General features: G+C 34.3%; 10 protein-coding genes and 1 pseudogene. 6 read left to right on the top strand and 5 right to left on the bottom strand.

Translation table 11 applies throughout. The features are described from left to right. The first annotated feature begins 25 nt into the window (after window positions 1–25). Window positions 26–3,043 (top strand): Eco57I restriction-modification methylase domain-containing protein, encoded by a 3,018-nt coding sequence (locus tag C9J34_RS02630; protein ID WP_107838304.1) that lies wholly within the window; start codon window positions 26–28, stop codon window positions 3,041–3,043. Window positions 3,044–3,173: 130 nt separating this feature from the next. On the opposite strand, the gene C9J34_RS02625 is transcribed toward C9J34_RS02630, so the two are convergent. The 4 genes from C9J34_RS02625 to C9J34_RS02610 all read right to left on the bottom strand — a co-directional run bounded on the left by C9J34_RS02625 (window position 3,174) and on the right by C9J34_RS02610 (window position 6,344). Beyond that, window positions 3,174–3,887 (bottom strand): MAE_28990/MAE_18760 family HEPN-like nuclease, encoded by a 714-nt coding sequence (locus C9J34_RS02625; protein ID WP_107838303.1) that lies wholly within the window; start codon window positions 3,885–3,887, stop codon window positions 3,174–3,176. Continuing rightward, window positions 3,884–4,993: a DUF262 domain-containing protein gene (locus C9J34_RS02620; RefSeq protein ID WP_107838302.1), complete on the bottom strand. Its 1,110-nt coding sequence runs from the start codon at window positions 4,991–4,993 to the stop codon at window positions 3,884–3,886. Before C9J34_RS02620 ends, C9J34_RS02625 begins: the two co-directional genes overlap by 4 nt. Window positions 4,994–5,146: 153 nt before the next feature. Beyond that, on the bottom strand, window positions 5,147–5,545 hold the full coding sequence (locus tag C9J34_RS02615; protein WP_107838301.1) for a hypothetical protein: 399 nt from the start codon (window positions 5,543–5,545) through the stop codon (window positions 5,147–5,149). Then, entirely contained in the window at window positions 5,538–6,344 is an 807-nt protein-coding gene (locus C9J34_RS02610; protein ID WP_107838300.1) for an AAA family ATPase, read from the bottom strand. The genes C9J34_RS02615 and C9J34_RS02610 overlap by 8 nt, the downstream gene beginning before the upstream one ends. Window positions 6,345–6,536: 192 nt before the next feature. On the opposite strand from C9J34_RS02610, the gene C9J34_RS02605 reads away from it, so the two are divergent. The 3 genes from C9J34_RS02605 to C9J34_RS02595 all read left to right on the top strand — a co-directional run bounded on the left by C9J34_RS02605 (window position 6,537) and on the right by C9J34_RS02595 (window position 10,398). Further along, the gene (locus C9J34_RS02605; RefSeq protein WP_238600544.1) at window positions 6,537–7,145 is read left to right on the top strand and encodes an antibiotic resistance protein VanZ; all 609 of its coding nucleotides are present in this window, start codon (window positions 6,537–6,539) and stop codon (window positions 7,143–7,145) included. Window positions 7,146–7,155: 10 nt separating this feature from the next. Continuing rightward, complete coding sequence (locus C9J34_RS02600; RefSeq protein ID WP_107838299.1) at window positions 7,156–8,094, top strand: hypothetical protein; 939 nt, start codon at window positions 7,156–7,158, stop codon at window positions 8,092–8,094. 762 nt (window positions 8,095–8,856) lie between these two features. Next, window positions 8,857–10,398, top strand: coding sequence for a primase C-terminal domain-containing protein (locus tag C9J34_RS02595; RefSeq protein WP_193768865.1), 1,542 nt, complete (start codon window positions 8,857–8,859; stop codon window positions 10,396–10,398). Window positions 10,399–10,813: 415 nt separating this feature from the next. On the opposite strand, the gene C9J34_RS02585 is transcribed toward C9J34_RS02595, so the two are convergent. Further along, window positions 10,814–11,044 (bottom strand): hypothetical protein, encoded by a 231-nt coding sequence (locus tag C9J34_RS02585; protein ID WP_107838296.1) that lies wholly within the window; start codon window positions 11,042–11,044, stop codon window positions 10,814–10,816. 219 nt (window positions 11,045–11,263) lie between these two features. Between C9J34_RS02585 and mobQ the strand changes: the two genes are divergently transcribed. Both mobQ and C9J34_RS02575 read left to right on the top strand, forming a co-directional pair. Next, complete coding sequence (mobQ, locus tag C9J34_RS02580) at window positions 11,264–13,336, top strand: MobQ family relaxase (RefSeq protein ID WP_107838295.1); 2,073 nt, start codon at window positions 11,264–11,266, stop codon at window positions 13,334–13,336. 469 nt (window positions 13,337–13,805) lie between these two features. Continuing rightward, window positions 13,806–14,082 (top strand): annotated as a pseudogene (locus C9J34_RS02575) (hypothetical protein); the annotation flags it as partial.

The raw sequence follows: 14,082 nt of genomic DNA, 5'->3' as shown, positions 1-14,082 counted from the left end.
AATTTTTTTGAAACGAGTGATAAAAATGACATTGGAACAATTAGTAAAAAATTTCAAAAAGAACTATCTTTTTATGAAAGATGTTAATAACAAATATAATGAACATTCTACACGTGTGGAATATATAGATCCGTTTTTTGAGTTATTAGGATGGGATGTTTCGAATAAAGCTGGAAAGCAGCCTTCGCTAAGAGATGTAATACCGGAGAGTTATACAACTGCAACACTTAGACCAGATTATAAATTCTCAGTGAATGGAGTATCTAAGTTCTTTTTAGAAGCGAAAAAACCATCAGTAAACATTGCTACAGACTTAAATGCTATTTTTCAAACGAGAAGTTATGGGTGGTCTAAAAAACACTACATATCTGTTTTAACAAATTTTGAATACTTATTAATTTTTGATGCCACGATAGCGCCAGCAGTATCAGATAATGAAAAAACTGGATTACTAAAAATTTATCATTATGAAGATTATATTTCCAAGTGGGATGAAATTACTGAATTACTTTCTTATCAAAATGTAAGGTCAGGTATTATTGAGCAAAAGTTTTCACATTTAATCGAACAAGCATCAGCTTCTCCAATAGACGAACATTTTTTAAAGCTAATTAACAATTGGAGAGTTCAAATTGCTAATGATATTTATGCTAAAGATAAGGAAATGAGTGAAACTTATCTTAATGAAATCGTACAACGTTTTATCAATCAAATGATTTTTTTGAGAATTTGTGAGGATAAAAACCTGCCATTGTATCATAAGTTAGGTGATAGCCTAGATAACAAGGTAAAACACCAATTAATAGAAATAATTGAGGTTGCAGACAAGAAATATAATTCTGGTATTTTTGAAAATAGTGAAGTACTAGAATTAATTCAAGAAGAAACATTAACTGAAATTGTAAAAAGCTTATACTATCCTGTAAGTCCATATGCATTTTCAATATTAGAGCCTAGTATTTTGGGTGAAATTTATGAGTTATTTTTAACTGAAAAAATTTCATTTGTAGCTAGTCAAGTAGTGTTAACTAAAAAGGATCCCAATATTAATCGAGATATCGTGACTACACCATATGAAATTGTAAAAGTAATGGTGGATAAAGCATTAGCACCATACTGTGAAAATAAAAGTTTAGAAGAATTACTTAAATTAAAAATAGCTGATATTTCTTGTGGATCAGGAATATTTTTAATCGAAGTATTTAACTATTTATTGATTAGAGTTCAACAATGGTGTCTAGAAAATAATCCAGAATTATTGATAGAAGCAGCGGATGGAGAAAAGGTTCTAAGTGTTGATTTGAAAATTAAGGTACTAACGGAATGTATTTATGGTATAGATATAGATACTTATGCAGTTGAAGTTGCTAAGTTTAGCTTAATGTTGAAGCTATTAGAAGGTGAAGATGAATATTCTTTAGAAAATAGAAATCGTATTTTACCTATTTTAGATGAAAATGTAAAGGCCGGGAATGCCTTAGTTGACTCTGAAATGTATGGAATTAATGAAGATATAGGAAAAAGGTTGAAAATTTATCCTTTTGATTGGAGTTTCAGTGACAGTAAAGTAGATAAATTTGATCTTATTATAGGAAACCCACCTTATGTAACGACAGAAGATATGGTTGGTCAATTACTAAAAGATGAATATGAACTATATAAGACTTATTATAGCTCAGCATATAAACAGTTTGATAAGTACTTTATTTTCATGGAGCGTGCAATTAATGGTCTTAAAGAAGCCGGCTCATTAGTTTATATAATCCCAAATAAATTTACAAAAATCGAGTCGGGTAAGAAATTACGAGAACTAATAACAGCTAATCAATTATTAAAAGAGTATATTGATTTTGGCTCCTTACAATTATTTAGAGGACATAGTAAAAACACAAAGAATTTAACGACTTATAGTGCTATTATTCATTTAAGTAAAAATAATGGATCCCATTTTAAATATCAAAAAGTTAGTGATAAACAAAGTTGGTTTAATGAATATTTCGAAAAAATGTCAGATAATTCATTTAAGCTTGCAGTAGATAGTTTAGATGAGAAACCATGGGTACTTCCGAAAAGTGATAGGGAACAAGGTTTATTAGAAAAAATCTTTAATAAGTCTCAGCCTTTAAATGAAATTGCTGACGTTTTCAATGGCATTCAAACTAGTGCGGAAAGACCACCAGTTTATTGGTTTGCTGAAAGTGAAGTTGTAAATGAAACAGCAACTCACTATTCAGTAAATAAAATGGATAAAACATTTGAAATTGAAAAGGATATTTTGCGTCCATTTTATAAGCCTACAAAGAAGAATGAGAAAAATTTAGGTTCATACGATTTAATGAATAATAACAAATATATTATTTTCCCATATGATTTGGACGGGAAAATTTATTCAGAGGAAGTTATGAAGTCTGAATTTAGTGGAACTTGGGATTATCTTGAGGCAAATTACGAAACTTTAGTGCCTAAACAAGTTTCAGTAATTGGAAAAAGAGATGTACCACATGCTACTAGTGAAACTTGGTATCATTATGGTCGGATTCAAGCTCTTACAAAATTTATAAATAAGCCGAAATTAATTGTCGGAGTTCTTTCTCAAAAGCCGTTTTATTATTTAGACAATGAAGACATGCTTATTGCTTCTGGTGGTACAGCTGGTTATTGTGCTATCTCGCAAAAAGAAGATTCTATGTATGCTCTTGAATTTATACAAGCTGTTCTTACACATCCATTAATAGAATGGGTCATTTCAATGACAGCAAGTGAATTTGATAATGGATTCCATGCTAGAGGTACGGCACTACTTAAAAAGTTGCCGATAGTGAAGATTGATTTTGATGACGAATTCCAATTAGAACAGTATAAGTCTATAATAAGTTTAAGTAGAGATATTTATGCTTTAAATAACCAGTTGAAAAATAAATTAGATAGAAAAGCTAAAGCAATATTAGAAAATGATAAATCAGCTAAAATTAAAATGATCCAATCAATAATATGGGAACTTTATGAAATCAGTAAAAACGAAATCTTACTAGAAGTTAATTAGAAGAGTCTGATAAAGAACTAGCTATTGCTCTAAAATCTGAGTGTTTTTTAATAATTTAGAAATCAATATTTAAAAACGAACTATAGAGAACCAGCTAAGGGTTTCTATAGTTCGAATTTTTAGTGAATTTTTAATTTGCTAGATAGCTTTCTTTTAGTGCTGCATCAATAATCATATCTTTGAAAATGTCCATCAGGTGGAGTATTTCATTATATAGTTGAAAAAACTCTTTTTTAGCAAACTCTTCTTTTTCTTCAGCGCTAGTATGTTTTATATAACTGTAGTATTCACCATGAGCAATTTTATTTCGCACGCTTAGTAGCTTTAAGTTTATAAAATTATCACGAGTTTGAAAGTTTGTTGTTTCAAAATTCAGGCTATATAATATTTCTTCTAAAGCCTCATATTTTAAATTTCCATGAGTATTAATAATATGGTTTGATTCAGAGTTCACAAAGAAGATATCTTCGTGTTCTTTAGAGAACGCTTCATATAATTCTACATATTTACTTTTCTTTTGTGTACCGGCAACTTCTAATATATTTTTTGTGAAATGTAATACCTTAAAATTATTTTTTAATTTAGATAAAGTATATCTCTTTTTATTCAAAAAATCCAAATATTTTCTAGAAGAATTTTTTATAAAACCTTCCCAGTGAGAATAAAGTATCATAGTGGCCACTTTTAAGTTGAAGTCTAGTGCCTCACCAGTAGAACTATCAATATTTGCCTTTGCAATAGTTAATTCTTTTTTTCGCCAAGTGAAATCTTTGTCTAATTGTGTTTGAAGTTTTTCTAAAGGGCTTTTTGATACAGTGGAGACAGCTATTTCAGTTGAGTTCATGAATTAAAAATCTCTTCACTTAAATTAGATAAGATTTTTAGGCGATTAATAGCTCTCATACCAGCCTTTTTAGTGGCTTCTTGATATGTTAGGTGAGAGTAAATACCTTTAACTTTTGATATTAAATCTGAAGCATCCATTTCTCTGTAATAATCAATATTTTGGCTTATCCCAACAGCAATAATTTCAAAAGAGGATACCAAAAAGGCACCTAGAAACTTATCCTTGAGTGGATCGAATTTTTTGAAACTATTCTCACCTAAAGTAGAATTTAAAATTTGGAATGTTTTTTTGAAAATATGAGCCTCATTTTCTAAATCAAATGTCGGAGATTTTATTAACTCCAACATCATATTTGTTAAATATTCACCCATATCTTCAGAACCGCTTAAGTCAGATATATTAGTATGTCGATAAACAAAAAATCGAAGAGCAATTTCAATATCTTCACGTTCTATTAATTGTTTGTCTGTTAAAGGTAAAGTAGATTGGAAATTTGAGTCTTTGCTCAATTCGAATAGCCACTCGTAAAATTTTTTGTTGGACATAATCATCAGACAGTTTCTAATTTCTTGATTTGTTAATGAAGACCCACCTGTATTCAAGCGTTGAAATAATTCAAACTTAGCCTCTTCATCACTACCTTTTTTTATAATTTTCACATCTAATTTAGAGCGCTTAAAGTCTATTCTTTGTTCGGGAGTAAACGAATTTTCTAAATCGTACTTATCTTCCCACTTTTTACCTTTCAGTGAAGGGAGGAATTTAGTGCCTTGTAATGATAAAGGAGCCAGAGTCTCTTCTTTATCATTTTTTAAAAGGCCCACAAACTCAAAAATAGTTGATAATCTTTGAAGCCCATCAACTACATCCCATACGCCATTCTCGCCACGTGCTACGAAAATTGAAGGTATTGGTATACCTAGAAGTATAGATTCAATGAAACGTGTTTTTTGAACGTCATTCCATCGGAAAAAACGTTGGAAGTCAGGTTGTAATTGAAGTTCATCATCTCGGTACATATTAATTAATTCGCCTAGAGACATAGGGTAACCATCGGTATGTATTTCTTTGGATCTTGCGTCTATTTCATTCTGTAAGGTCATGATTAATAGAGCCTCTTTTCTTTATTATATGTGTAATTATAACTAACATGTGTTATTTTACAATTACTTTTGGTTCTTTTGATATATTAAAATACAAAATTAAATCAATGTCTAACAAGAATAGAGAACACTATTTTGTTAGACATTGATTGGTTACTTCTCCTCATGAAACGCTTCAACCATAAACTCAAACTGACGCTGTTGACGATCCGTTAACTCGTTCTTCACATAGCTATCAATCAGCTTTTGTAAAATGACATATGTTTTGCCTTCGTCCATGAAGGAGCCAAGTAAGTTGATTTCGCTGTGAATGACAGTCGGGACTTTTAAGCTTTTTGTGCTGTTGGATTTTCCAACGCCTAGCTTTTTACGTGGCTGAGCCGGTTTAATTTTTGTGACTTCTTTTTGAACGGCTGCAGCTACAACTGGCGCGTTATTATTGACAGGCGCTGTGTAACCGAAGTCCATATCGTTTTTCTTTACAGGAATGGAAGGCTGCATGATTGCTGGCTTTTTTTTCTTTTTAATTAAGCCACCTTTTTCATTACTCATATTTCCCAACCTCCTCAAACTGCGCAAGCTTTGTTTCTAGCTCATCAATTACATCTAAGAATACCTGATGGGCTTTACGGTCGTGCATATCATTGTCTGTGATGCCTGTTACGTCCCAAGCCTTTAAGCGTTCTAGGTGCTTAATAACGCTTTCCATTACGTTATCTTCGCCGAACATTTCCTTAGCACGCTCGATTGTAGACATGTCCACACGTCCACCTGGTCGAAGCAGTACGGGTAATACGCCAGCCACTTGAATATCTGCGTCATAGTTGTCGGCCATGAATTGCAGGTATTTTACATATGTTTCAGCACCTTCAAGCGATAATTCCTGTGCTTGCAAAATAATTAACACATAATCTGCAGCCATCATCGCATTATCGGAGAAGTCACTGATTGTAGGTGGTACATCGATGAAAATATAGTCGTACTCATCACGAATTGGATCGAGTAGCTTCTTTAAATAAGAAACCTGATCAAATTCTTCCTTCACATTTGCGTATAAAAATTTCGGGAAGTTCTTAAATGACACTTGTGCTGGAATCATGTGCAGATTATCCGTCACTTCTACAATACATTCTTTTAAAGAGCCATTTTGAAAGCCTTCAAAAATACTTGTGTTAATCTCCGTGACCCCTGTCGAACGAGCTATCAGCGTACTCGCATTGCCTTGTGGGTCCATATCTACTAGCAGTACCTTTTTATCACGAGCAAAAGCCAACTCCCAGCTCGCCATCACTGAAACCTTTGTCTTTCCTACGCCACCTTTAAAGTTCCCAACCACGATTGTTATCGCCATCTTATCATCTCCTCATAGATATATATTTTCGTACGTATCATTTAATAACCAAAGTATACATTATAAAAAGATACTTTGCAAAAATCTTCTTTGCAAATTTCCACCTTTGTATTTGTGATATTTTGTTGTTTTTTGTATAATTAATTTACATAAAATTACTTGGTTATTTAAAATTATTAAGGGGGGATATTTTTGTTTTATGGAACGAGATGGTTTTATAAAATCTTATATTTCCTAACATCTATGTCCCCCGCATATATTTTATTCCTCTTACAAATTGATGATAAATTTGAAAATCCTCTAAATAAAGAAATAGGTTTTGGGGATTTTTTAATAACACTAGACATTTATTGGTGGTGTGGATTGTTACTGCTTATTTTAATCTTATTAGGCTTTCTACTAAGGGCATTATTAATTAATCAATATACAAAATCTTCAACGGACCAAGTATTGCCACCAAACAAAGAATATTTTGAAGAAAATAAGTTAGAAGAAGTAAATGGAAATGTAATTTCATTTCTCTTAGGTACGGTAATACCAGCCGTTTTAATAATAGAAAGTGATATAAAAATAGCAGTTGCTGTATTTGCTGTGATTCAAATATTGATATATATATTAATCATGAAAAGTACAGATATTTTTCCAAATGTATTACTAATTATATTTGGTATCAGTTTATGCAAAACTCAACATAATGCCTATGTATTTACTTTTAAATCTGACACATATCAAGAACTGAAAGTATATAAATTAGGGGATCCGGAAAGATCAAAAATTCATATTACTATGTATAAGAAATGAGGAATTAATTTTGGCTTTGGAACGTGTTTATGTATGTACTTCTAAAAATTCAAATTTATATAGAATATATCTATTACAGACTGGAGATACAGAAAAAAGTCTAATTTATAATCATTTTGAAACAGATTTATCGGAAAAGATAGCTCATGAAAATGAAATGTGTGAACTTAGTGGAACAGCATTAATTGAAGATATTCCATATTTTGTTGAGTTTAATTCGATTACCGAAGACAGTTATTTATATTCTTTTAAAGAAGAAATAGAAAAACTAATGAATAATCCATCTGAAAAGGTTATTCAATTTGCAAAGTATGGTAAGTTAAAAGGAGAAGTTGCAAATTTTGAAGAAAATGAAGGTATTAAATTTATTATAGTTCAAGACGAACATTCACTTTATTTTTTAGCAATATCTAATAATTCTATTATTAAAAAGAAACCAGTGTTATCGTTATCTGTTACTGAGAATACAACAGTTGTTGATGTACCCAAGGGAATTCAACTACCACCAGCTCTCACAGCACGGCTGGAGAGAAATACAAAAAAGTTATTTGTATACGATGTTAATAAATTTGAAAGTATGCTTACACTAAATGAAAATCGGAAGGCCAAGTCTCAGGCTGTAATTTCAAAATTTATCAGTGGAGAATATACTATTTCAACTTCAAATTACAGTTTTACAGGTTTAGATAATACTAACGTAAAGCAAAAATTGTTTAGTAGTGCGAGGTCAATTAGAAGACTTTCTAAGTATACGGAACCAGGCACTCATTATACAATTGATCAAATCAAACAGGCCGTTAATAGATTAAATGCGGATTTAAGGGTTACATTTGATGATGAAAACAAATCTATTGTAGTAACTCCTGAAACAGCAAAAACTTTTGTAGGAATAATTAATAATATCATTGTAGAGAGGTTAATTTCAGGAGACATAGAAATTGCCATTTAATTTAATAGATAGGGAGTATTATTTCAAATCTTATCTGTAACAAAAATGTAATATAGCGCCAACTTCCTAGCAAAAGTAGAAAAGTAGAAGTTTGCAATTTCTACCTAAAGTCAATTTTCTCGCAAAAGTGGAAATTTCCACTTTTGCGAGAAAAGTCTATATTTGTCCCCTTTCATGGAATCCTTATTGTATAAGGCATGGGAGGGGCTTTTTATATGCGTTAAAAAGCGAAAAAATATATTTCTACTTCGCAAAGGTAGAAAAGTAGAAATTTGCAATTTCTACCCAAAGTCAACTTTCTCACAAAAGTAGAAAAGTAGAAATTCGAGAGAAAAACGGCTTGAACGATGCTATTTTATTAGTTTACAACTGAAATATTTTATGTTTTAGTTGATAGTAACGAAGATTGTAAGACATGAAAAAAGCCATTCCTCATTTGTCTTTGGTAGGACAAGGAATGACTTCACAACTTAAACAACTAAATAAGTGAGCGTCCGAGCGGTTAGCTGGTAACTAACTTATCGTCGTTGGTCTACAACAAAATGAGCTTTTGGTAGAAGCTTATTTGTTGCTTAAAATTAGATTAAATAAATGGTGTGCTGGAAACACATCATTTGTAAAACACGTTATGCTAATTATAGCAACTGTAGACGTAATTTTCAATATTTCTGATTGAAAATTGGCTTCATGCACCCTTTTTTAGGTGTGCTTTTAAACGAGATAGCTGTGGACGCTCACTTTGAAGAAAGGAGAGCTATGTCCATGGCTATTTTTGCGTTAGAAAAGCAGGAGATGGTGCAGCTATTTGACACGCTGCTACATATAGGAATCCACACGTATAAAAAGAAACAATCTAAAGCGAGCTTGCCGGCACGTATTGAGGCAGAGAAGAAAGAAAAATCGACACGTCAAGGAGCCATCTTTGTTGTGCGTCAAAAGGCAGACTTTACATCGAATGGCGTGAAGGGCTATATCGTCACATCGAAAGAGACCCTTCTAGAGGATGCACGGACGTTAACGCACTTTACGCCGAACGTGTATCGTACGTTTGGCTATACAGACGATTCACGCCGTTTTATTTACGGATTTGAGGAGCGTAACCTTCAGCAAATTAATACATTTGTAGTTGATATTGATACGAAGAAATATAGCGTTCAGGAGCTGTTGCTTGCTTCTATGGACGAATCAATTGGCTTACCGACGTTTATTGTGGAATCAGATCGTGGCTATCAGCTGTATTTTGTGCTGGAATCGCCGCTGTTTATTTCAAATAAAGAAAATTTCCGAGGCTTAAAAGTGGCCAAGCGCATTAGCAATAATTTAAAGCGTAGTTTGCAAGGTGTAGAGGCCGATGTATTTTGTAATGATTTTGGCTTTTTCCGTCTTCCTAATGAAAAGAATGTGGTGTATAAAGATTTAAATAATCTCTATACAGTATCTGCGCTCATTGATTGGTCGATGCGTCAAGACGATGATATACAGAGACCTTTATTTGTGCTGCCTACAAAGAAGCATAAGCAGTCTGTTATAAATGCAGAGTGGTTTGATGCTCTCGTCCATACAGTAAATATTAAGGGCGATAAGGGTGTGCTAGGGCGTAATAATACGCTGTTTACACTAGCGCTTATTTGTTATGCGGAGGGCTGGGATTTAGAGCGTACAGAAAACTTTTTAGATCAGTTTAATACACGTCTGCAGGAGCCTTTAGATGCTCAGAGTTTGTATGTCATTATCGAGTCAGCGTATTCAGGGAAATATAATGGACCAAGCAAGGAATACGTTGAGGCATTGCTGGCGCTTCACGTAAAAAATGGTCAAAGCTACACGGTGTCCTTTGGTAGTCGTGTCTGGTATAAGTTTAAGAAAAATCGTGAGGACCGTACACGCAGTCACTATGATGAGTGGGAGCAGGACATTATTGATTACATTACGGCTGAAAAACAGGATTCTGAGCCGTTTATTTGGCGTTCTCAAAAAGAGCTATGTGACGCAGTCGGAATGCCACAAAGTTCGCTTAATGAGCTACTTAAACGCTCTAAAAAGCTAATTAAAACAGTAACGGGTAAAGGCAGAGGTGCGAAAACAGGCTGGTCAACGGTACAGCTGTTTATTCAGTATGCAATGGAACTTGTAAATGCTGCAAAAGCGCAGTACCGTAAGCAGCTTATTCAAGTAATAAAAGAATGGACGATGGAATTAGAAGTCGTTGCAGGCTATGAACCATTAATGAACTATTTAGAAGCGCTTTATTTCAATGAAGGCTCGGTAGATACCCGTCTAAATCGTATTCGAGGCTCTAGTTAAAGTAATACTCCAGTCTGCCTTACATATTTCTAATTACGTGTCCCTTTGTAGCGTTGCTATAGGGATATAGAGGGAACTATACTAATTGTTTTGTTGGAGAGTAGAGCCCAGAGCGGGAGGCGTTCCGTAGAAGCTTGCTTCGAGGACCTTTAGAATGAGTAACAAGTCTACATAACAATGTGATTATGTAGACTTGTTGAATCGTTGTGGACGTTTTTCTTTAATAATATTTGAGAAGAGTTGAAGCAGTTCTTCAGTTTCTTTAATTGATAGGTGTTGTGTATCAAAGTATTTGTCTAGTAAAGCACCCTTTTGAATTAGTATATGGGTACGTTGTTTTTGAGTTTCATTTTGTTTAAGCTTTGTAATTTCGAGTTCTAAGCGATTTTTCTCAGCAATTAGCTTTTGTAATTTGTTAGTTGTCATTTTGGTAATGAGGAGCTTTTTCTGTTGTATTATGATTTTGATAAAGTGTAGAGAGTGTGTTAATGAATTCTTCCAGTTGAGCTTTTGATAAATCTTCGTGTTGAATATTTAATTTTGATAGTAATTGGCGACCGATATAAGCATTCATCTTTTCTTTTTCTTGGCGTATTTGTTCTTTCATTTCTTCAAGTTTATCAAGCTTTTTTCTAATATCATTCATGGTTGTTACTCCTTTCATTTTGAAAAGTAGATTTAGTAACATTAGAACATAAAGGACAGAATATTTCAAATAAATAGGGAATTGTGATAAAATGATAAAAACTAAGGGCGCACTTATACACCATATGTACGCTACGCTCCCATTTGATGTATGTGCGAAAACAAGGTCACGCTTCACGTGAAAAATTCGCTAGCGCTCATGTGAAAAGAGGAATGCTTGATGGCAATTTATCATTTTAGTATGCAGATTATTTCTAGAGGTAAAGGACAATCAGCAATCGCCAGTGCAGCTTATCGAAGTGGAGAAAAATTATATAGTGAACGGTACGATAAAGTAAGCTTTTATCATCATCGGTATGTATTACCTGATACGATGCTTTTAAAGCCTAATCATGCGCCTGAATGGTGTTTGGATCGGGAGAAGTTATGGAATGAAGTGGAGAAAGCTGAGAAAGCAAAAAATGCACAGTTAGCACGTGAATTTACGGTAGCTTTACCAGTGGAGTTATCGAAGCAGCAGCAAAAGGAGCTTTTACGCCATTTTGTGCAAGAGGTATTTGTAGATGAGGGGATGGTTGCAGATGTTGCAATTCATCGTGATGATGATAAAAATCCACATGCTCATGTGATGTTAACAATGCGACCATTTTTAGAGGATGGAAGTTGGGGGGCGAAGGCTCGAAAGGAATACATTGTTGATGAAAATGGAGAAGCTTTATTTACAGCAAGTGGGGCAAAGAAATCTCGTAAAATTGATGTGAATGATTGGAATCGAAAAGAGAAATTACAGCAGTGGAGAACAGCGTGGGCAGTGTATGCAAATCAGCTTTTATTGCTTGCTGGGGCAGCTGTTGAGATATCAGAGAAGTCGCATGCTGAGTTAGGTTTGGAGCAGGAGCCGACGATTCATGAGGGATATGTGGCAAGAAAGATGGAAAGTGAGGGGCGTTCTTCGGATCGAGTAGAAATAAATCGAGAAGTGAAGGCTCGTAATGAAAAGAAATTAGCATTGCAGGGAATTGAGCAAAAGGTAGAGCAGATAGAAAAGCATGAGCTGATATTACAGGCATTGTCGCCAGCTGAGAAGAAGGAGCTTGGCCAGTTATCAAAGGTGCTTAAAATGTATGTGCAGCCGGAAACTTTAGCAGATAAAAGAAGAATGCTTTATTTGTGGGATGTGAAGCTACAAGTACAGCTTGATTTAGGGAATTTTAGTGAGCAGAGTTATAAAGGATTTGAAGCGCAGGAAAAGGCATTTAAACGTGCCGAGGAGCTTTTTGAGAAGGAAGCTGACCGTTTGCTACTAAAACATTATTCAACGCTTGATACGAGTTCCTGGACGCCTTTTGAAAAGCGTGAGGTGTTAAATGCAACAGCACGTGTGGGTAATATTTTAAATGAGGCAGAAGTGAATGAGGTATTAGAGGATACTCGTGCTGAGGAGATTCTTCGTCATGTTGAGTCTGTTGTGAAGCAGCCTATTGCTACAGTAGTTCAGGCAGAGGAACGGTTAAGGCATGTGCAAGAGCGTACAGCAGATTTTATGCAACAGCATGGTGTCTCTTTGCAAAATAAAGCAACGATCGGGCGTTTATCTGATGATGATCGGGTACAATTTGAAAAGCAGCTGAAAGAATTGAAACGCTTGCAGCTGGCACTGAAGGTTTTTGGTAAGTATTATGACTCTCGCATTCATTTACGGATTCCTAGTTTAGATGTATCAGATAAGTCACTTGTGGAGCGTGAATGGCTTGTAACAGCGATGGATTATTACGGGGAGGCATTTACGAAGGAGCAGCTGGCTGATTTTCCTCAGACGCCACCGAAAAAGTATGAAAAAGAGCAGTTGGAATTAGTGAGCCGATATTTAACGCTTCAGAAGCAGTATGATATTACGATTTTAAAAGGGGAGCAGGCATCGCCTCATGAGCTATTAGCATTACAGATCCGATTAGACAAAAGGTTGGTAAAGGATTTAGCACATCCTCGTTACCTGGCATTTGTATTGAGTGATTGTATTGGTGAAGGCGTATTGTCTGAAGAGGAGGCAAACCGTCATTTGGCAGTTACTTTTGTGCAAACGAAGGATGGGGTTGTTCCTTATAATGATACGTTCGGTGGTAAGCAGTTAAAAGTGTACGGCGCACCATTTTTATTCGAACAATTCTTTAAAGGAAAAGCGATTGATCGTATTTTGGACGAGCTTGAATATGAGGAGTTTGAAAAGTTACAGGCGCAGCGTCAACGAATGAAACAGCCGTCTGAATCTAGTCATAAGCGAAAACGTTCTTAGTCCTGCCGACAAAACGCGCAAAATATACGTTAAGGATATGCAGGACTTTATGCAAGAAAGTGAGAGATGCGTAATTTCATAAAAAAGCTGTGAACTACTGATGTAATTGGCTTTGTCGGAGCGTGTATAAAATCACGTATAAACAATGTTTTACTAAAAAACCCTTAAACGCTGTTATATCAACGTTTAAGGGTTTTCCTTATGCGCCCAAACTTTCATTTGGGAACGTTTTTTTGTATTGCTTTGTATAAAAAAGGAATATCTTAATTTTAATTTTTTAACCTATCTTTAACCTTCATATGTTATATTTAAATTTATATGTACTGAATGCTAGAAAGGTTGAAATTAACAGGGAATTCAGTTAGTTGAGGTTACTCGTACATAGAAATAAAACATCCATGAGCTTTTCACTCCCAACACAAATATGAAGAATTTTTTCACAGAAAAAAGAAAGAGAGGGACTTACTACATGAAAAAACTAGCTAGTCTATTCCTAATCGTGTTACTCCTCAATTTACAATGGGGAAATATACTGGTCTATGGTGCTGCGAATAGTGAATCCGATTTTGTAACAAGTCCAAATGCTACAGGTGTTACTATTACAAAATACATAGGAACAACAAAAGACGTCCATATTCCACCTGCTATTAATGGTCAAGCGGTGACCAGTATTGGGGATGCTGCCTTTTATAATAACCAGCTAACGAATGTGACCATTCCAGATAGCGTGACCAGTATTGGGGCTT

The sequence above is a fragment of the Metasolibacillus meyeri genome (assembly GCF_003049505.1).
GTDB lineage: Bacteria > Bacillota > Bacilli > Bacillales_A > Planococcaceae > Metasolibacillus > Metasolibacillus meyeri.
Note: the sequence above shows the minus strand (reverse complement) of the source record. Positions and strands in the feature narration are given on the sequence as shown.

Coding starts and splice junctions, on each gene's coding strand:
- C9J34_RS02630 (WP_107838304.1), top strand. CDS start 26: ATGACATTGGAACAATTAGTAAAAAATTTCAAAAAGAACTATCTTTTT.
- C9J34_RS02625 (WP_107838303.1), bottom strand. CDS start 3,887: ATGAACTCAACTGAAATAGCTGTCTCCACTGTATCAAAAAGCCCTTTA.
- C9J34_RS02620 (WP_107838302.1), bottom strand. CDS start 4,993: ATGACCTTACAGAATGAAATAGACGCAAGATCCAAAGAAATACATACC.
- C9J34_RS02615 (WP_107838301.1), bottom strand. CDS start 5,545: ATGAGTAATGAAAAAGGTGGCTTAATTAAAAAGAAAAAAAAGCCAGCA.
- C9J34_RS02610 (WP_107838300.1), bottom strand. CDS start 6,344: ATGGCGATAACAATCGTGGTTGGGAACTTTAAAGGTGGCGTAGGAAAG.
- C9J34_RS02595 (WP_193768865.1), top strand. CDS start 8,857: ATGGCTATTTTTGCGTTAGAAAAGCAGGAGATGGTGCAGCTATTTGAC.
- C9J34_RS02585 (WP_107838296.1), bottom strand. CDS start 11,044: ATGAATGATATTAGAAAAAAGCTTGATAAACTTGAAGAAATGAAAGAA.
- mobQ (WP_107838295.1), top strand. CDS start 11,264: ATGGCAATTTATCATTTTAGTATGCAGATTATTTCTAGAGGTAAAGGA.